This is a genomic window from Paenibacillus nitricinens, from assembly GCF_052056485.1.
GTDB classification, from domain to species: Bacteria; Bacillota; Bacilli; order Paenibacillales; family Paenibacillaceae; genus Paenibacillus_AQ; species Paenibacillus_AQ nitricinens.
The window spans coordinates 5,793,121-5,813,209 of record NZ_CP183948.1; the positions used below are offsets into that span (position 1 = coordinate 5,793,121).

16 protein-coding genes and 1 riboswitch are annotated in these 20,089 nt (G+C 44.6%); of the genes, 2 read left to right on the plus strand and 14 right to left on the minus strand.

Annotated elements, in window-relative coordinates; genetic code table 11:
• Window positions 1-79: 79 nt before the first annotated feature.
• Together ACN6KS_RS25765 and ACN6KS_RS25770 are read right to left on the minus strand one after the other, a co-directional pair.
• Window positions 80-793 (minus strand): DUF3153 domain-containing protein, encoded by a 714-nt coding sequence (locus tag ACN6KS_RS25765; RefSeq protein WP_094873948.1) that lies wholly within the window; start codon window positions 791-793, stop codon window positions 80-82.
• Between the two features lie 213 nt (window positions 794-1,006).
• Window positions 1,007-2,404: an MATE family efflux transporter gene (locus ACN6KS_RS25770; protein ID WP_440960775.1), complete on the minus strand. Its 1,398-nt coding sequence runs from the start codon at window positions 2,402-2,404 to the stop codon at window positions 1,007-1,009.
• A 160-nt stretch (window positions 2,405-2,564) separates the two neighbouring features.
• Between ACN6KS_RS25770 and ACN6KS_RS25775 the strand changes: the two genes are divergently transcribed.
• Complete coding sequence (locus tag ACN6KS_RS25775; protein WP_094873952.1) at window positions 2,565-3,446, plus strand: helix-turn-helix transcriptional regulator; 882 nt, start codon at window positions 2,565-2,567, stop codon at window positions 3,444-3,446.
• Window positions 3,447-3,678: 232 nt separating this feature from the next.
• Window positions 3,679-5,853 (plus strand): exosporium glycoprotein BclB-related protein, encoded by a 2,175-nt coding sequence (locus tag ACN6KS_RS25780; RefSeq protein WP_440960776.1) that lies wholly within the window; start codon window positions 3,679-3,681, stop codon window positions 5,851-5,853.
• A gap of 144 nt (window positions 5,854-5,997) precedes the next feature.
• Here ACN6KS_RS25780 and ACN6KS_RS25785 read toward each other — a convergent pair whose 3' ends face one another.
• From ACN6KS_RS25785 to ACN6KS_RS25840, 12 genes are all read right to left on the minus strand, one after another.
• Entirely contained in the window at window positions 5,998-7,110 is a 1,113-nt protein-coding gene (locus ACN6KS_RS25785) for a cysteine desulfurase family protein (RefSeq protein ID WP_440960777.1), read from the minus strand.
• A gap of 51 nt (window positions 7,111-7,161) precedes the next feature.
• Window positions 7,162-8,199 (minus strand): tRNA 2-selenouridine(34) synthase MnmH, encoded by a 1,038-nt coding sequence (gene mnmH / locus ACN6KS_RS25790; protein ID WP_440960778.1) that lies wholly within the window; start codon window positions 8,197-8,199, stop codon window positions 7,162-7,164.
• A 57-nt stretch (window positions 8,200-8,256) separates the two neighbouring features.
• The gene (selD, locus tag ACN6KS_RS25795) at window positions 8,257-9,315 is read right to left on the minus strand and encodes a selenide, water dikinase SelD (RefSeq protein ID WP_440962446.1); all 1,059 of its coding nucleotides are present in this window, start codon (window positions 9,313-9,315) and stop codon (window positions 8,257-8,259) included.
• A 247-nt stretch (window positions 9,316-9,562) separates the two neighbouring features.
• A complete protein-coding gene (locus ACN6KS_RS25800) occupies window positions 9,563-10,372 on the minus strand; it encodes an alpha/beta fold hydrolase (protein ID WP_179281653.1) in 810 nt (269 codons plus the stop codon).
• Window positions 10,373-10,477: 105 nt separating this feature from the next.
• Window positions 10,478-10,663: riboswitch (cyclic di-AMP (ydaO/yuaA leader) on the minus strand.
• Window positions 10,664-10,884: 221 nt separating this feature from the next.
• Entirely contained in the window at window positions 10,885-11,058 is a 174-nt protein-coding gene (locus ACN6KS_RS25805) for a hypothetical protein (RefSeq protein WP_179281654.1), read from the minus strand.
• 84 nt (window positions 11,059-11,142) lie between these two features.
• Window positions 11,143-11,937, minus strand: a complete 795-nt coding sequence (locus tag ACN6KS_RS25810) for a Nif3-like dinuclear metal center hexameric protein (protein ID WP_440960779.1) — start codon at window positions 11,935-11,937, stop codon at window positions 11,143-11,145.
• A 111-nt stretch (window positions 11,938-12,048) separates the two neighbouring features.
• A complete protein-coding gene (locus tag ACN6KS_RS25815) occupies window positions 12,049-13,068 on the minus strand; it encodes an endo-1,4-beta-xylanase (protein ID WP_094871803.1) in 1,020 nt (339 codons plus the stop codon).
• A gap of 45 nt (window positions 13,069-13,113) precedes the next feature.
• A complete protein-coding gene (locus tag ACN6KS_RS25820) occupies window positions 13,114-14,646 on the minus strand; it encodes a glycoside hydrolase family 43 protein (protein WP_440960780.1) in 1,533 nt (510 codons plus the stop codon).
• A gap of 53 nt (window positions 14,647-14,699) precedes the next feature.
• Window positions 14,700-15,599, minus strand: coding sequence for a carbohydrate ABC transporter permease (locus tag ACN6KS_RS25825; protein WP_094871852.1), 900 nt, complete (start codon window positions 15,597-15,599; stop codon window positions 14,700-14,702).
• A 59-nt stretch (window positions 15,600-15,658) separates the two neighbouring features.
• Window positions 15,659-16,627, minus strand: coding sequence for an ABC transporter permease (locus ACN6KS_RS25830; RefSeq protein ID WP_094871806.1), 969 nt, complete (start codon window positions 16,625-16,627; stop codon window positions 15,659-15,661).
• 90 nt (window positions 16,628-16,717) lie between these two features.
• Window positions 16,718-18,424 carry a sugar ABC transporter substrate-binding protein gene (locus tag ACN6KS_RS25835; RefSeq protein WP_094871808.1) on the minus strand — a complete coding sequence of 569 codons (1,707 nt, stop codon included), beginning with the start codon at window positions 18,422-18,424 and terminating at the stop codon, window positions 16,718-16,720.
• A gap of 114 nt (window positions 18,425-18,538) precedes the next feature.
• On the minus strand, window positions 18,539-20,077 hold the full coding sequence (locus ACN6KS_RS25840; RefSeq protein WP_094871809.1) for a response regulator transcription factor: 1,539 nt from the start codon (window positions 20,075-20,077) through the stop codon (window positions 18,539-18,541).
• Window positions 20,078-20,089 lie beyond the last annotated feature (12 nt).

Consider the following 20,089-nt stretch of genomic DNA (forward strand, 5'->3'; position numbering starts at 1 on the left):
CTCTACACCTGCTATAAAGTAAAGAAAGCCGGTAAAGCAGCATGGCTTCCCGGCACTATCAATACGTATCTCGACTCACTTAAGCACGATTTACTTTACGGTGTTTTCTTTTTCTGACGAACAATAGAATTGCAGCAATGATCACCACTACTAGGATGATTATCACGATCACAATATTCCATACGTTCGGCACATAAACCTGCATTTTGATTGGCTCTGTATCCCCAAGCGTAACATTCCAACTAAGTGTTCTGCCTTCATCAACAGCTGCATTATTATCACCAATTAGATCTATTGGCAACGTTAGTTTAAAATCAAATGCCAAGTTTTTCAGCACCGCCCGAATAATCGGCTTCGATAAACTCAATGTTCCCATGTTATCCATAATGGTATCCATATAGCTATTAAATTGAGGCTGTGCCTCAACATCATACGTGGTATATAACAAATTCTTTTTAGTAACGAGCTGTAGATCCACAATATCCAACCCCATAGAGGTTGAACCTATATCCTCAAATGAAGCGTAATTTTTCTGGATTTCATAGACTGTAGACTTACCTTCTTGTCGTTTTTCTAGCTGAATCCCATCCTCCTTCAATTTATCTGTCAGACTCTTCTCCATTTTATCGCTGATCAATGCCTCTGTTCGGGAATCCAATTTCACATTCATTGCTAAATCTACGCTTTTATTCTTATTCACCGTGACGTGAACTGTACCATTAGAACATCCCGATATTAATATCATCATTAAGAGCAGTACTAGGATCGTCAAGCCTCTCCATTTTAACGGCATTTTTCTCAAACCCTTCAATAGTATGTATTCCTAAAACAGCTACCCATGCTCTAAAGGCTAACTCATTTATCCCTTTGAATCAAACTTAATATAAATTAATCCTATATATTCTCAGAAAAAAGAGGTTATCTCAAAGTAATAAGTTCTACTCATAAGATCACCTCTTTCTCCAAAAAACCACAGGCAAATCGCTTTCTGTATTCTATTCATTCCTTAAATGCTAAGGGAGGTCCTTCTTTTACTCCCTCTGTGAATAGATGCATTCTCTTCGTTTTTTAAAATATCCGCCTGACGGAGAACTTTCCTACCTCTCCAGCGCATTAGAACAAGCATCCCCCGCACAAACTCATCAGCAATCATACAGCAGTAGATCCCTGTGAGCCCCCAGCCTAAGCTGATTCCAAACCAATAGGAACAACCAACTCCAATAATGGACATAGACACGATAGAAGTATACATCGTATAACGGGTATCACCGATGGCGTTCAGCGCATTACCCATGCCCATGTTCAGCATTTTGCAAGGCTGGAGTAGGAGATTTAGAGCCAGTAGAGAAATCCCAATCGCAATAATCCGCGGGTCGGAAGTGAAATAACCTAGTAGATTCCTGCCGAAAAGAAATAGCAGTAACATGTTCGCTGATACAATAGACAAGCCGATATACAGCGTGCGATATGCACTACGATAAGCCTCCTTCAGCTTCCCTGCCCCGAACAAATGCGCGATCTGTATCTGTCCAGCCAGAGCGATTGCATAACCTAACGTGAAGCAAAAGGATTCTAAGGTATTGAGATAAGTCCGTGCGGCTAACGCTTCTGCACCCAGTGCGGCTAGAAAGGAATAGACAATCAACTGCGAGAACACCCAGCAGGAAGAATTAATTCCAAGTGGCCAAGCAATCTTTATAATTTCCTTGAATAGCTTGCCGTTGAGTATACGGAAATCCCTAAGTCTAATCTTAATCTCGAAGGAACCTCTAAACATGGTATACAGCATGATCACTCCGACCAGTCTACTGATAATACTTGAGATTGCGATTCCCGCAAGCCCTAGCTGTGGCAGACCGAACATCCCGAATATAAAGGTATAGTTCAGAATAATGTGAATGACATTTATTATGACCCCTGTGTACATTGGACCTCTGGTGTTCCCTGTATTACGAATCGCTGTTCCCAGGGAAGCAATCATCCCCACCAAAAATAGACCGCCACCGACATACGAGATATAAATATTGGACAGTGATAATAGCTCAGGCGAAATATTTAGAATCCCCGCTATTGGACCCGCATAGAAGAACAGGATGATACTCACGACAATACCAAGAATGAGACTAACCGATACGCCCATAATTGCAATCGTACGTGCTTCGCTGAAACGTTTTGAACCCATTCTTTGCGCGATCAGGATCCCCGCCCCGCCCGCAAAGGTGGTAAAAAGTGTGGTCAACGCACCGAACAATTGATTAGAAATGCCGACTACGGCGACTGCATCGTCTGAAATACGGCTGACCATGAGTGTATCCACCGTACCTAGCAGGGTCTGAAGAAACACCTCTATAAATATAGGCCAAGCCAATACCCATAGTCCAAAGCCCTGTCTTTCTTTTTTCACTAAATAAACCTCCCCTTAAACCAAACATGCATATTGGACCTAAGATACAGCATATTTCTTCTTTAGGTCAGACTAAATTATAGATGATATACTTTTGGTGATGGTACATATTTCAAACCAATAATTTCATTATATCAACCTCATAAAAGGAGATCTCTCCATGAACATTATTAATTTCACCGTCCCGCCAATGCTCTATTATATCGTAAGTGGATTGCACACCTTCTCACCAGGGCATTACCACATGAGCCGCCACAATATTAAGGTATTTGACTTGCTTGTAGTCAAGCAGGGCTGCCTATATATGAATGAAGGAGGTCTCACCTTTCAGGTACGCGCAGGTCAGGCACTGCTTCTTCGTCCAGATAGCCATCATTTCAGTACGGACAGCTGCAAGGAACACACCTCTTATTATTGGCTGCATTTTCAGACAGTGGGCGATTGGAATATTTCCGAGGCTACAGCTTCAACACCAGAGACAGAACATACCAGAGTGGAGCATCCTCTTCATTCAGACGAATTTAATATACGCACTTTTACCTTACAGCTGCCCCAATATACCTCTCTGCTACAACCGTCCAAGATGGAAGAACTGCTCTCGCAGCTGAATCAACTAGCGCCTAATTCCCATTTGAGCGATACTCCATTTCAGCAGCAGTTGCTATTTCAAGAGGTTCTCCAGCAATTATCTGCCTCTCTGCGCCATGAGCGTCCCTCTCCCTCCAAAATATGTGCAGAGCAAGCTGCCTCCTATTTGCGCAGTCATTTCCGTGAGCGTATCACAGCACAGCAGCTAGGGGAGAACCTGAACTTTCATCCTGTATATATCGCTCGTTGCATGAAAAAGGAATATGGCTGTGCACCTATGGATTACCTGCTGCACTACCGAATTCAGCAGAGTAAGCTATTGCTGATGCAGACCAGTTACACGATTGCCCGGATCGCCGAGGAGGTTGGCTTCAATCAAGCACCTTATTTCAGCTCCAGCTTCGTCCGTATTGAAGGAACCACTCCACGGGAATTCCGCCAACGTTTCTCGTAATTGCCCTTCAATATAAAAGAATCGCTCTTATGAAGAGCGATGTTAATTAACTACTCTATCAAAAAGGCAGCTACCGTATTAGCAGTGGCTTGCCTTTTTGATGTAGGTTCATGTGTATCGACTTCCAGAGCGATTACTGTAACAACTTCCATTTCTCTGAATATGCTGATTGGGCAGGTTCCCAATTTTTAAAGGAATGAAGAGGAGAAGCTCAAGGAGGAGATACAGTAACATGTCGGAACATAATCATAGACCCTTTAAAGGTGACGCTATCCTAAACAAGCAAGGAAGAATAAGCAGTCCTATTAGAAAAAGGGAGTGTGCCGCTCTATTAAAAATAGTCACTGAGCTCTCTGCAGTGGTACCTCCCGCGCTTACGAATCCCACAACACTTCATATTACGAATCTTCAAAGAGTGTTAAGAGAACTCATGGAATTCTTGCATGACGCTAAGATATGCAGCCCTTTTAGAACGGAGCTTCTTTCTGTAGTAGAAATAACCATTGTTTCTACTGAAGTCAGTCCCTTCTCAGTCGTAAGCGTTGGCACCAATCTTCAACAGCTGTTAGCCGAGTTATTATCTTTTATTCTCGCTACGAAGATTGACGCTCATTGCAAAGATCAGTTGGTCATTCAAATCAGACATATTCAGGCTTCTATTTCACAAGCACTTGGCTTACCTATTAAGGGTGCGACGGGGCCACAGGGTCCTCAGGGTCCTCAGGGACTCCAAGGTCCTCAAGGACTCCAGGGTCCTCAAGGATCTACTGGTGCAGGACTGCAAGGTATTGTAGTCTTCAATCCCGCACAAAGTCCTTCTTATCCAGCGGGTCAAGTAGTAACCTTTAATGGCAGCACTTATATAGCTACTGTTGCTGGACCCAAAGGAACACCAGGTAGTTCGTCAGATTATTTATTAATTGCTGGTGGAGCGACAGGCGCGACGGGAGCGCAGGGAGCACCAGGATCTCAGGGATCTCAGGGACTTCAAGGACCTCAAGGACCTCAAGGACCTCAAGGACCTCAAGGACCTCAAGGACCTCAAGGACCTCAAGGAGCACAAGGAGCACAAGGAGCGCAAGGAATACAGGGACCGACAGGTCCTGGAGCAGGGGCAACTGGACCGACTGGTGCGACGGGTACGGCTGGGCTTGCGGGAGCTACAGGTGCGACGGGTACGGCCGGACTTGCGGGGCCGACGGGGGCTACGGGTACGGCCGGGCTTGCGGGAGCTACAGGTGCGACGGGCACGGCCGGGCTGGTTGGACCGACGGGTGCGACGGGTACGGCCGGGCTTGCGGGAGCTACAGGTGCGACGGGTACGGCCGGGCTTGCTGGACCGACGGGTGCGACGGGTACGGCCGGGCTTGCTGGACCGACGGGTGCGACGGGTACGGCTGGGCTTGCGGGGCCAACGGGTGCGACGGGTACGGCCGGGCTTGCTGGAGCTACAGGTGCGACGGGCACGGCCGGGCTTGCTGGACCGACGGGTGCGACGGGTACGGCCGGGCTTGCTGGACCGACGGGTGCGACGGGTACGGCTGGGCTTGCTGGAGCTACAGGTGCGACGGGTACGGCTGGGCTTGCGGGGCCAACGGGTGCGACGGGTACGGCCGGGCTTGCTGGAGCTACAGGTGCGACGGGTACGGCCGGGCTTGCGGGAGCTACAGGTGCGACGGGTACGGCCGGGCTTGCTGGAGCTACGGGTGCGACGGGTACGGCTGGGCTTGCGGGAGCTACGGGTGCGACGGGTACGGCTGGGCTTGCGGGAGCTACGGGTGCGACGGGTACGGCTGGGCTTGCGGGGCCAACGGGTGCGACGGGTACGGCTGGGCTTGCGGGAGCTACGGGTGTTACCGGGGTTACTGGCGTTACTGGTGCAACCGGGGCTGGTGCAATCATTCCGTTGGCTTCCGGTGGACCTATTATTATGACTACGATTTTAGGTGGTTTGGTTGGAACAACAAGCCTTGTTGGCTTCGGAAGTTCAGCCACAGGCATTTCTCTTGTTGGCGGGAATATAGATTTGACAGGTACAGTTCTTGGACCTCTTATCAACTTTGCATTCTCGACTCCGCGTGCTGGAGTGATAACATCCCTTGCTGCTTACTTCAGTAATACCATAGCTCTATCACTTATTGGTACTACTGTAACTGTGACAGCACAATTGTACCAATCTGCCACACCAAATAACACATTCACTCCTATTCCTGGAGCAATAGTACCACTGCCACCTATCACAGGCGCTATTACTCTAGGTACGTTTGTCAGCGGAGTTACAAATGGTATCGATTTTGCTGTAACACCGCAGACACGTCTGCTTATGGTATTCTCAGCTACTGCCACAGGTCTCACCCTTGTAAATACAGTCACTGGTTATGCAAGTGCTGGCTTTACAATTGTATAATCGCTAAAATCAATAAAAGCATCTGCCTATCCTTTTGAAGGAGTGACAGATGCTTTTTTTTAAAATATACGATATGCAGATTCAACTTCTAGATTTTCCGGAATCACACAAGCGCCATTAGCTACTCCACCACTGGCAATCTATTCACAACAAATATCCTTTCAGCTTACCGATAACCTCATCGATCTCCGTTATCGTCGTATACCGTCCCACACTAAAACGAACCGCTCCCTGCCCAATACTTGCTGAGACATTCATTGCCTTTAGAACAGGTGAAATCAATGTTTCTCCAGAATGACAAGCTGAGCCTGTTGAGGCAGCCACATCTTCTAGCGAAGCAATCACTTCGTGACCCACCGCTCCTAAAAAGCTAATGTTAAGTGTGTTGGGCAATCGTTTATGCCTATGACCGTTCAGGTGAATGTTGTCGCCAAAAACCTCCTGCAATCGATCATAGAAATAATCCGCAATCTCTTTCACACGTTCTCTGGAAGCAGAGTCCGAAGCAAGCTCACAGGCTTTTCCTAATCCAATAATGTAAGGTGTGTTTTCGGTACCTGCTCGTCTTCCCTGCTCATGCCCCGCTCCGTGTACTAATGGTTCGATGAGAATGCCCTCTCGGATGTAGAGTGCTCCAATCCCTTTTGGCGCATATAATTTATGACCTGCCAGCGTTAGAAAATCCACCGCTAACTCAGCCACATCGAGTACTACTTTTCCAGCGGACTGTGAAGCATCGGTATGTACAAAAACACCTCGTTCGTGGCAGACCTCGGCTATTTCTTTGATCGGCTGAATCGTGCCCGTTTCGTTGTTAGAGTGCATAATGGAGACTAGTATAGTTTGGTCTGTAAGCTGCTTTTTCACATCGTCTACCTGCACCATTCCATACGCGTCAACAGGTACATAGGTAATCGTGTAGCCCAATTGCTCCAGATACTGACACGGTTTAATTACCGCAGGATGCTCCACAGCAGACACAATAATGTGATTGCCTTTATGTCGATAGGTTTGGGCGACTCCCTTGATGACGGTATTATTCGATTCACTACCCCCACTGGTGAAAAGCACCTCTCCCGGCGCACAATTCAGGAAATTAGCCACCTGTGTTCTCGCTTGCTCGATTCCGAGTTTAGCTTCTTGCCCCAAAGAATGACTGCTTGAAGGATTGCCAAAATGACCATAAAGATAAGGAATCATAACCTCTGCTACTTCCTTATCTACAGGTGTTGTAGCGTTATAGTCTAAATAGATCATTTGTACTGAGCCTCCTCTAAACCCCTCATACATCACGATACATAAAGCTTATTAAGCCTGATTATTTTTCAAAAAAGAACGCACCGCAACCTCAGCTTCATCTAAATTGTTCACCTTAAAGGTAACTCTCTCAATGCCTTCATACTGAGTAGACGTGTAATCATATTTAGGATCATAGTAGTATTCTAACAGCAGCGCCACAGCTTCCCCGAACAAATCGGCTTGCAAGCACCGTTCGATTTCCGCCGCAATGGGGATATGAATTCGCGATTTGATACTTCGAAAGGCTGAAATACACTGTTCTTTATATTCTTCTGGACGATAATCCTTAAGGATTTGCTGCACTCGAGCTTGCAAAGGCAGTTCAATCCAAATCTGCGTTGCGGTCTCTTTTTGCTCGGTCATAAATGGAGGCATTACGACCTTTCCAATCTTCTTGCTCTCTGCTTCAAACAGTACGTAAGGAGCATCCCCAAGCTTAATTAATTCTTCCAAAAGAAGACTATCGAACGTTTTCTGATTATTTGCATGAAGTCCGATCTCGCCAAAGATAGAACCGCGGTGACCCGCCATTCCTTCCAAATCCAGAATGGGGTAGCCTTGCGCTTTCAGGCGATGCAGCAGGTTTGTTTTGCCTGTCCCCGTATTTCCATGAATCACATAAGGCTTCGCCTTGAATTCAAAGGACTCCAGTTCATCGAGCACCCATTTACGGTAAGCTTTATAGCCGCCAATCAATCGGTAAGCGTGAATATCCATTAAAGAAAGTACGGTCGCAGTTGTACGGCTGCGCATACCTCCCCTCCAGCAGAATACAGCCTTATCCCCTTGAATCGCAGCAAATTCTTTGACAAAGGAAGGTAGCTTCGCCGCAGCAATCTCCAAACCGCGTTCTTTCGCAGCCTGCACACTTGTCTGTTTATACAGCGTACCTACTTCAGCTCGTTCGTCATCGTCAAAAAAAGGAATATTCAAGCTCTCTGGCAATGTCGCATCTTTATATTCAGAAGGAGATCGAACGTCGATAACGGTGATCTGCTTCTTATTCTTTAACACTCTTAGTTCTTCCAGTGTGATATCCTGAAACAATGCGCTCTCTCCTCTGGTGGCTAACTTCTTAGGTCGCCTCTAAGCTGAACTCCATCGTTATTGCGCAGCTATAACTGCAATCTGACCCGGATGTTCTTTCGTGACCTCTCCTATCAATGCCGCTTCTACACCTGCATCTACTAACTCTTTTAGCAACTCCTCACTTTGTTCAGGAGCAACAGAGATTAATAGTCCGCCAGAAGTCACAGCATCACACAGAATATAGCGGCTTAATTGGTCCATTTCTTCCGGATAAAGAATACTGCCCTCCAAATGGGCAAAGTTATTCTTAGTGCCACCTGGAACAAAGCCCTGCTCCGCGAGCTCTCTTACTCTTGGCAGCATCGGTACATCCCCTTGACGAATAATCAGTCCGTGATTGCTCCCTTTTGCCATTTCCGAGGCATGTCCCAGCAGCCCAAATCCGGTAACATCTGTACAAGCATGTACATCATAGGGCTCCATGACTTCAGCCGCTTTTTTATTTAGTGTAGACATGACTGTCGTAAGGCGTGTAGTTTCTTCTGGGGATAGCTGATCCTTTTTAATAGAAGTCGTTAAGATGCCCACACCGATAGGTTTGGTCAAAATCAGTTTGTCTCCTACCTGCGCACCTGCATTCGTTCTTACTTTGTCCGGATGCACAAGGCCCGTAACAGCCAATCCAAATTTAGGCTCTTTATCGTCGATGGAATGTCCGCCCACAAGTGTTGCTCCTGCTTCCTGCACTTTATCTGCTGCACCGCGCAAAATGTCACCGAGAATGCTTTTGTCCAGAACAGAAATAGGGAAGGCCACAATATTAAGCACCGTAAGCGGCTTACCGCCCATAGCATAAATATCACTTAATGCATTGGCTGCTGCAATTTGCCCAAAGGAATAAGGGTCGTCCACGATCGGCGTGAAAAAATCAACAGTCTGCACTAATGCTAGATCATCACTTAATCGATATACTCCAGCGTCATCACTGGTATCCAGACCTACAAGTAGATCCGGATTTGGAACGGTTGGTGGCAGACTGCGAATAACCTGCATGAGATCAGCAGGACCAATTTTGCAGCCGCAGCCCCCTTTTGAAGATAATGAGGTCAATTTTATGGTTTCGGCTTGAGACATCATGACTCAGCTCCTTTAAATAGTTAATGTCGAATATCTTTAATCTTACATCAGTAGACAGCATTGTACAAAATACGAAGCTACTAAAAAAGCTGGCTCACACGTAGCATTCACTACCCTTGAGTCAGCCTTTGGTTTGAAATCCAATTCTTTAGGGAAATCTGCCCTATAGCTCTAATGAAATAGGAGTGTCCCGCATAATTTCAATGGCTGCGGGAGCACTCCTTCTTTTCTCAATTTCATAGGATCAGCTAATCTGCTGAGTGCCCTGCTGCTTCTCCAAAAAACGTTGAAGAATCGCATTAAACTGCTCCGGCTGACACAGATTACTCGGATCTAATGCATTCGGGATAATCGCCAACTGCGCATGCGGCAATTGAGACACCATTTCCTTCATACAATTCACTCCAAATTCATTAAAGTCCCCTACAATACATAAAGCAGGACGGTTAAAAGCTTTTAAGCATCTGGTGTAATCCACATGGCTCGTGGCCAGCCTTTGCCGATATAGCTCCCGTGGGCGTTTGTCCAGCAGCCCTCTTCTAATCTCATTATAGGCGAGACTCCAACGTTCTCGGTACATCATCCGAATCGAAGGCAGCACCAGCTCGCTTGGGAGATAATACATTAGCAAGCTGCAATACGCTGCCATAAGCTGTATTTTCCCTACTAGGGTTGATCCGTGGCTCCTACAGAAGCTATCCGCGACCACGATTGCTTTTACACGCTCAGGATATTGTTTGGCAATATGTTGCACGACTAAACCGCCATAGGCGATCCCAACAAAAACTGCTTCACGAACCCCCAGGTCATTTAACAGCATAATCAGATCCAGACATTGCGTTTCAATAATCTCATTAGGGGCCTCCAGGAGTTCACCTGACTTGCCATTCCCCCGTAAATCGCACAAAATCACTTTATATTTATCGGAAAAGTACTCCAGTTGTGGTTTGAACATACTGTGTGTTAATCCATGTCCATGGATAAACACAACCGGAGTGCCAGTTCCATTGATTTCGTAATAGAGCGAAGTTCCGTTCAGTTTAGCGATAGGCAAAGGTAACACCTCTTTCATAATAAATTCTACGACTGTATCTGCTTATAAACGCAGCAAAAAACCACAGAGGGATTCTCTGTGGCTATTCATCACTAAACACGCCATTCATCCTCTCTCCATACGCTTACGAGGTTAGCTGTCGGATTCGGGCAGTGAGAGTTGCCCTACCTGCAAGGTTGCATGTTATGCACCCGGAACAGGATTCACCCCATAACTAGTACCGATTGTTACACTGGTTCCCAGTTGTTGGTTCCCCCGCTTTCCTTAACGGAAATTAAGCGGACTTCATATGTAATTGTCAGTTATGTGATGAATCATACTCCGTGTAAGGTTTCTTGTAAAGTTGAGCTGTGGGCAAAATAATGTTGAAAGCCATGCTTTTCATTTCATATTGAGCATACACTTCGTTTTCTCTTTCTTTTGCTCTTGTTTACTCAATATATCTAGAAAAAGCCGAGCAGACATCAGAGATCAATCCCTGAACCACTCGGCTTCTTTATACAATCATATGGCTACAACAGATCGGCGTTTTTCAATGCATGCTCCCAGCTCGGAAAAAAGAACAGCGCACTTCTCATTAGATCAGGGTCGCTTTGCTTCACTTGCTTTTTGCTGATCGAGCTTCCATCGGTTTGAAGCTTTTTGATACGAGTTAACACTTCATCAGCCTCCAAAGGAATTTCCATTGAAACACTCCTTTCTCAGTGACCTGGTTTCCCATCATTTTCTCCATAATATGCAAATTTATTCTTCATTTCCATTTCGATGGACTACACTAGCTGATAGATCGGTTGTTCAGCAATAAAATAAGTAGGAATTATTCGATATTTCTGTGCCAGAACTTCAGCTAAATATTTCATTCCTGGAGCTTCACTTTCCGCATGACCTAACATAATCAGCGCTTTTGATCTGCCTTGATGGACTGCATCCCTCACATATTCTGGAGTTTCCCATTCCGGGCCCTCGCCAGCAATGATTAAATCAAGATTGTGCTGATTAAAAAGAGGAATAGCCATCGTCCCACCTCCTCGGTAACCTACTAATATCCCCACATGTCTGCATGTCTGTGATAGATCGCCGGCAACGCGTACGTAGGGGATGCCTAGCTTTCTTTTTATATACTGAGCCGCTTCACTTACCGTCATAGCTGGAATCGATAGGATTGTAGCAGTGGGTTGCTGCTCAACCACATAGGCTGACCATTCAAGCTCTCGTAGCAAGCCCACCATGATCCCATCCGGTTGATGCCGATGCCAATAATCATGATAACGAAAAATAGCCAGTTCAGAACGCTCAATTAAACTCAGTTTTGAATGATAAACAGGGTCATTCTCTAACCACTCGCTCGGATCATGATGACTGTAAAACAACCCTTCATGCGTGATCAACAAATTGGCGTTCATAGCAATCGCTCGTTCCACAACATATTGCGTAGCGCAAAATGCCGTAGCCATCCCTGTAATCACCGTTTCCGGATTCCCCGGTTTTAGAGTATCTACAGTTCCATCTATCTGTTCCACAGTTCCCATTAAATCTTCCAGAATCGTTCTAATTGTCACACTCACTTTCATCCGCCCTTTGAGATCTATTCTACTAATCTATCAACGTATAAATAACCCGCCCTTAATCGATATAAGGACGGGTTCACAGTTCACTATTTGAGCAGCTTGCCCACTCTATGATTTCATTTCAGAGGCGATCATTCGATGGAAAGCTGGCTTCGGCTTATGCCCTTCATCGAATAGGAACGGCCAGTTCTTCCGTCCACGAACAGGGAAATCATCCAGCCAAGTATAGTCATCTGCTGCTCCCCAGAACGTGACCGAGCTAATCACGTCACGGTATTCTTTCAGCAGGGCAAACATCGCTTCATATCGTTCTGCCTGCAGTTCAAGCATATCAGTTGGTGCAGCCCTTAGATCCTTACGTTTGTCATCGAAACGGAACATGGATACATCAAGCTCTGTCAGTTGGAGCTGAAGTCCTAAGGATGCATATTTCTCAATAGCTGCACGGATATCATCTAGACTAGGATCGTATAAATTCCAGTGTGCCTGCAATCCGACGCCATGGATCGGCACATCCTGCTCCAGCAGTGACTTCACCAGTTCATAAATTTTGTCACGTTTTAGTGGATGGGATTCATTATAGTCATTGTAGAATAATATTGCCTTAGGATCAGCTTCATGGGCGAATTCAAACGCTTTGGCGATAAAATCCGGGCCCACAATGTCGAGCCACTTGGAATGGCGAAGAAGCTCTTCTCCTTCATCGGCTATAACTTCATTGACAACATCCCAAGCATAAATATCTTCCTTATAACGCCCTACTACGGTCTGAATATGTGATTTAACTCGTGAGAGCAAAGTTTCTTTACTTACAGATCCACCATTTTTATCCTCAAACAGCCAATCTGTAGTCTGGTTGTGCCAGATCAAGGTATGTCCACGCATCGCCATATCATATTTCCGGGCGAAGGCAACCAGCTGGTCTGCCGTCTTAAAATTATAAATGTCCTCAAGCGGATGCAGACTTTCAAACTTCATCTCATTTTCAGCGGTGATACTATTAAAATGATAGGCAAGTAAATGCTCCTGTGATTGGATCGTCAATGGGTTGACGGCTGCGCCAATTTTGAAATCCTTAGCGAACACTGTCTTTAATGCAGGCTCAGTAAAATCACTAGCTTGTCTCAACAAGTTCCCTCCTAACAAACGCAATTATATTCCGTGTTCGACTTATTAAGACCGATAATCAAACCAATCAAAGCAGGCAGGTAGCTCAGTCACTTGACCATGACCTGACGCGTATAAGCCGATAAGAACACCCGTAAATCCGTTTCCTTTTACAGCTTGAGGAGATAATGGGTAGGCTAGAGCCTTAGATAGCTCAATCCACTCCTGCCCATCCAAAGCGTACAATAAGGTATATTCGGTTAGCTCCGCTCGAATTTTCAAATAAAGATGTCCAGCTGTCGTTGGAACCTCTGCCGCCACCTGTGTTATTCCATCAACGGTTAAACAAGCTACGATTACTCTTTGTCCATTTCTTTGCGATAGAGCAATCTCATAATGTGCATTCTCATCCAATCTGGCGCAAAGCCCAGCCTCGTCACCGTCCCTACTTGGGTTAAACTCCAGTAGTGTGCTCCATTCTGCTGAAGTATGCTGCTGTCTTCTACCTATAAAAGCCACCTGTCCGATATCACTAAGATCTTCAGCTTGACCCCGAAGAGACAGCCATCCCGGACGTTCCTCTAAAGACCAGCTTGCCTCAGCAGGATTACGGAGAAAGGCTAATGACAAGGGTAAGACTTCGTCATCAAAGTCATATCTTCCGCTTGAAGCAGGTTTAGGAGAGGAACCAGGAACCCGCGGCACCTTCATTTCCAATCCTACAATATCTTCATTATTATCAATCATCGGCCATCCGTCTTCATTCCACGTTACAGGGGCAAGAAAAGTTTCTCTTCCTAGTACGGTATACTTGGATTCCACTAGTCTTACGCCAAGAAACACGGACCACCAATCCCCGTTCTGATCTTCAATCAGATCGGCATGCCCTAAATATTGAATGGGACTCTCGGTTTGACTATGCGTTAATATTGGATATGGTAATCGTTCGAACGGTCCATATGGAGAGGAGCTGCGGCCAACGATCTCCCGATGCTCCTTCGCCGTTCCTCCTGAAGCCGTCATGATATAATACATTCCATTTATTCGGTACAAATGTGGCCCTTCCGTCCAAGGTCCACCATCCCCAGTCCAGATGACAACAGGTTCTGTTAATGCTGCTCCCGTAGCAATATCTATCTCATATTGGATGGCATGAGAGTCATAATCTGCTCCCTGCTGGGTGGTTACATATACCTTTCCATCCTCATCAAACATTAGGGAAGGGTCAATGCCCCCATAAGGAATAACAATTGGATCGGACCACGGACCCGCCGGGTCCGTAGCCGTAACATAGAAGTTCCCCTTCCCGTGTACCTCGGTCGTTATCATATAGAAGGTTCCATCATGATAACGAATGGTTGGTGCAAATATTCCTCCAGAGCTCTTGCTTTTACGTGTATCTAGCTGACTTATACGATCCAGCACATGACCTATTTGTGTCCAGTGAATCAAATCCTGACTATGAAAAATAGGTACGCCAGGAAAATACTCGAAAGAGCTGCAAACTAAATAGTAGTCATCCCCTGCCCGAGTGATGCTTGGATCGGGATAGAAGCCCGGAAGTATTGGATTTGAATATGTGATTGAAGATGGGGTCATATTTTAACAAACAACCTTTCCATTCCCATTACTCAATAGTGATAGTAAGCTACTTATTCCTTCACGCTACCTACGTTCAATCCGACTACAAAATACTTTTGCAAGAATGGATAGACTATCAAAATTGGAACCGAAGCAACGATAGTAACAGCTGCCCGTATGGACATTGGAGTAACTAACTGCGCCGACTCCGCATTCATCCCTGCCCCGTTGGCTACACTAGGGTTACTATTCGCATTCATACTAGATGATATCAGCTTCATTAATTCATACTGCAATGTGCTCAAGTTCTGGCGGGAAGAGGTGTAGATAAAAGCATCAAACCATGCGTTCCATGCACCTACTGCAACAAAAAGGGCGATCGTAGCCAGTACCGGTTTACATAACGGGAAGACGACTCTCATGAAGATTTTAAATTCCCCAGCACCATCAATTCTCGCCGATTCCAAGAGACTTTCTGGCAAGGTACCAATATATGTGCGGATAACGATCATATTAAACGCACTTATCATAGTAGGTACGACGTATACCCAAAACGTATTGAGCAAATGAAGATCTTTAATCAGGAAATAGTTCGGAATAAGTCCCGCATTAAAATACATAGTAAGAACAAATACCACGGTGATCAGCTTACGGAAAACATATTCTTTCCGGCTTAACGTATAAGCAAGCATTGTGGTTAAAAAGAGATTCAGGATCGTCGATATTACTGTCCGTGCAACAGAAATCCAAAAGGCATCATAAATGGTACCTGAAGCGAACACTGCTTTATAGTTCTGTAAAGTCCACTGTCTAGGCCACAGGTAAATGCCACCACGGATGGTATCGTTCCCCGCGTTTAACGAGACTGCTATCGTATTCAGAAACGGATACAAGGTAACAATAACTAGACAAATCATAAATACTGTATTGAAGGTGCCGAACAATACTGGTTCGATCCCCCTATTTCTCATGCGGGTTCCAACATTACTTTTTGGAGATTTTTGAGGAATCAATTGAGTTTTTTCCATAATTATAACAGCCTCTCTTCCCCAAGCCGTTTCGAAGTCCAGTTTGCTAATAGTAGCAACGTTATACTTACGACTGTTTTGAAAATACCACCCGCAGTGGCTAAGGAATAATTCCCTTGTGCAATCCCGTATTTCAATACAAATATATCAATCGTCTCCGACCAGTCTACAACAAGCCCGTTTCCTAACAAGTACTGAACTTCAAATCCGGCTTCCAGTACATGACCTACGGACATTATCAACAGGATTACAATGGTTGATTTAATTCCCGGCAAGGTTACATTGAACATTTTTCTGTACCGGTTAGCCCCATCAATCTCAGCAGCCTCATATAAAGCTGGATCAATAGAAGCAATAGCAGCCAAGTAGATGATTGTACTCCATCCAACCTCTTTCCAGACGTGTGAAGCCCCCACAATACCCCAGAAATACTTCCCTTCACTCAACCAAAGGATCGGTGAATCAATAAGATGTAATTTCATCAGTACGATGTTGATAATCCCGTCATTAACCGAGAGGGAGGTAGCTACAATTCCTGTTACAATAATCCAAGACAGAAAGTGGGGCAAGTAAGATATGGTCTGCACGGCTCTCTTCCAGATCACATTTTTGATTTCATTCAGCAGCAAAGCAAGTATTATCGCAGTTGTAAAACCTAAAATCAGATTAATGATACCCATCGCAAGCGTATTGCGTAGTACCCTCAAAAAGTTATCGTCTGTAAAAAGAAACTTGAAATGCTTAAATCCAACCCATGTTTGTTCGCTAAAAGCGCGGGCCGGTTTATAATCCTGAAAAGCCATAGTCCATCCCCAGACTGGGACGTAAGCAAAAAGAACGATATAAAGTGTCAAAGGCAAAGACATCCAAATCAATTGCTTCTGATTCTTGATCAAAGACCAAGTAACAGGCTGTTTCTTTTTTCTTTTAGGATGCCGGTCAACTTTTTTCCCTGCTAAGATCTCATCCATATATAGTAATCTCCCCACGCAATCCTATATTTCAGTAGGCGGAAGGCTTAATAGCCTTCCACCTGCTGATCTTATTCATAGAATTTCTGCTTATTTACTCCACTTTTCAATTCTCCATTTAATTTGCTCGTTGATTTTATCTTCATAGGCTTTGACATTAGCTTTGCCGATTTCTGATACATACTCGCTCCAAGCAGAATCAAATTCGGATGGTTTAGCCAAAATTACTTTTGGCAGATACTTGGTGGACGTATCATTGATCTTGGTGTTAGCCACTTTAGCGTCAGAGCCTTCTACTAAATCAATAGACCAGGCTGGGTAAGCTACAGGATTGGCAGGAGGTTCACTGAAGAAATCTACATAACTATTAAATCCGTAAGCATCAAGAACTTCTTTGTCGAACGGCTTCAGACCCGCCTTATATTCTTCAGGCTGTGCAGCAGCATCTGTCGCATTGCCGTCACTATAGCTACCTTCTATCTTAGGTGCAAAGTCCATGAATTTTTTGGCTTTATTAGCCAACTGCCATGTAGCATCAGCAGCTTGATCGCGTTGCTCTTGCGTTCTCATAAATCTGCCATTCTCAACGATGTAATCTTCTCCTTCAATTCCCCAAGAGAGGACCTTCTGCCAATCTTCTTGTATCAGCGTATCCAGAAGCTTGATAATTTTCACTGGATCTTTAGCATTCACACTGATCCCGAAACCGTTATTCAAGTTAAGAACGGCAAGATCACGATAATAATCTTTTGTCGCTGTATCATATACAAGCGGCAGTCCTACATAAGTTCTTTCGATCTTCCCTTGCGTGGTAAGGGAATCTTCTGCGGCATTGAAGTTCCAGTGTTGATCAAACATTCCGAGAACAGTACCACTGGACAATTTCGCCATGTATTGGTCATAGTTCTGTACGAAAGCTTCTTTATCGATCAGACCCTGTGCATTCACTTCGTTAAGTTTTTTATAATATTGCTTAGCATAATCTTTATCCGCAAATAGCTCTGCTACACCATCCTTAACCACAACTCCACCATCATTCGGATGACCAATCAGGTGCTGAGGAGCGTTAAAGAGACCCCAGTTTCTCCAGTCGTTATTAAGGATTTCAAATCCGATAGTTGGACTTCCATCAATCGTTGGGTACTTTTCTTTATATTTGGCAATGAGGTCGAAATACTCATCCAGTGTTTGGACCTTTGGATAACCAAACTCCTTAAGAATCGCCTTTTGAATCCAGAATGCTGGTCCTGAATACCAAGAGCTGTTTACTTTACCGTTATAGACGCCATAGTTAGGCAGAACATAGATATGACCGTCATTTGGGTCCTTCATCATGTTCCAGTAATCTGCATAATGCGCTTTCAAATTTGGTGCGTACTCTTCTATCAAATCTTCCAGCGGAATAAATGCACCTGCTCCTGTTAACTTGGTATTACCTGTCATCAAATCAGGATAGTCCTGACCTGCAATCATAACTCCAAGCTTCTGGTTGATATCCCCTGCCAAAAACTCAAAATTAAAAGAGGCACCTGTTTCTTCTTTGATTTTCTTGTAGATTTTGTTATCCGGAGTTGGCTGTTGGCCCGCCTCGCCTATGAAAATACTAACTTCAAATGGTTCAATCTTCTTGTCATCTGTTCCAGCAGCAGTAGTTGCAGCGGTTGTTTCTGCCGGTTTATTCTCCCCCTTAGCAGTGGTATTATTGTTATTGTTTCCACCGCATCCTGCCAAGGTAAAACTCAGAGATAACACTGCAATCAGACTAAGTTTGAACTTTGATATTGACTTGCCCCCCATAAAGCACCTCCATATTTTGTTGGTGTAGCGATATTGTAAGCCCTTACAAGTTAAATTATAGAGGTGATAATGTACTGAGAATACGCCAGAACTAAAGGTATACCCCCAAAAAGTTTAGGTGTTCTGATGCTTAAATTCATTAGGGCTCATATGCATCTTTTTTTCAAATTGTTTGAGGAACTGGCTATAATTGGAGTAGCCTACTTTCTCTGCGATTTCACTGTTTTTCAGCTTGCCATGTTGAAGTAAACGTGTGGACTCCTTAATCCGGAGGTCATGCAGCTGCTCATTAAAATTAATGCCATTTTTCTTGATCAATAATTGTCCCAGATACACTGGATGCAGGAAGAATACCTCGGACAGCTTTTTAATCGTAAGATTTTCACGAAAATGCTGTTCAATATAGTTGTTAATTTCCTGCACAATCCCCTGCGATCTTTGGCTTTGTTCTCTTAGAAGAATATCAATACTTGCCTCACCACATGCTAGTAAATTTCGCATTAAATCGTTCAACTTCATCATCGAATCCCGCACTTCAGGGATTGTTATTTGAGTTAACAAGGATGACACCTGAACTTCACTAGCTTCCGAAGTAAACTCAACAATCTTATACATAATATGAATAACGATCTTCTTCACAACCTCTGGAGCGATGCGCATCTCACGAAAACTGCGGGAGGCTAAGCCCACAGCTTGTTTAAATCCTTTTGTATCCAATGTATTAATAGCTCTCATTAAGTCATCCATCAGTTTAATTTGATCATAGTGATAGCTGAACTGACTATCCTTGGTTCCCTGATAGGTCAAGAACCCCGAATGATCAGAATTATAAAAATAATACATTAACGCTTCTTTCGCCGTTCGATAACTATTCGCAATTTGAAGCAAGGAACTCTCACTAGCCCCTACTGCAATATACATGGCTTGCATAGGGTGTTCATTCAACAAGGGAGATATTGTAGGGTATATAGCAGCACCCTCATCAGACTCCGAGGGATACCCGTATACGATGCCAAAGCAATAGGTCTCCAGATCAATCAGAAACATCGATTCCGTATTCGTTAGGAGAGCTACCGCCTTCTCTCTTATTTCCGTATACATCGTCGGGTCTGTCTGTAGTAAACAAATATTCCAAAGGCTTTTGCCTTCCGATAAACCGGTAAGTACTGTATAATCCGATTTATCTTCCGCTTTCTCATTCAGAATACGCTTAAGAAGAGAGACAACTTCCTCAGAGGTTGCCATTTGATTTAAGCTTCGCTTCTCTTTTTCCTGTTCTAACTCCTGATATATCTCCTTCAGTTCTTCTGCCGCCTCTTCTTCGAAAAGCGGCTTCATCAGATAATGATTAATGCCGTAGCGTATAGCCGTCTTAGCATATTCAAACTCACTATAACCGCTTAGTATGGCAAACTTAATCTTCTTAGTCTCTTCTTGCTGCCAGGCTGCAACCATCTCCAGGCCATTCATCAGCGGCATATTTACATCTGTAATTACAAGATCCGGCAGAAGCTGCTTCATTAACTGTAAGCCCTCTTTGCCATTACTGGAGGTTCCACACACCTCAAAGCCAAGCGCCTGCCAGTCTATCCATAATTGCATCCCCTCAAGAGCGCTAGGCTCATCATCGATCAATAACACTTTATATTTCATAAGCTCCCTCAC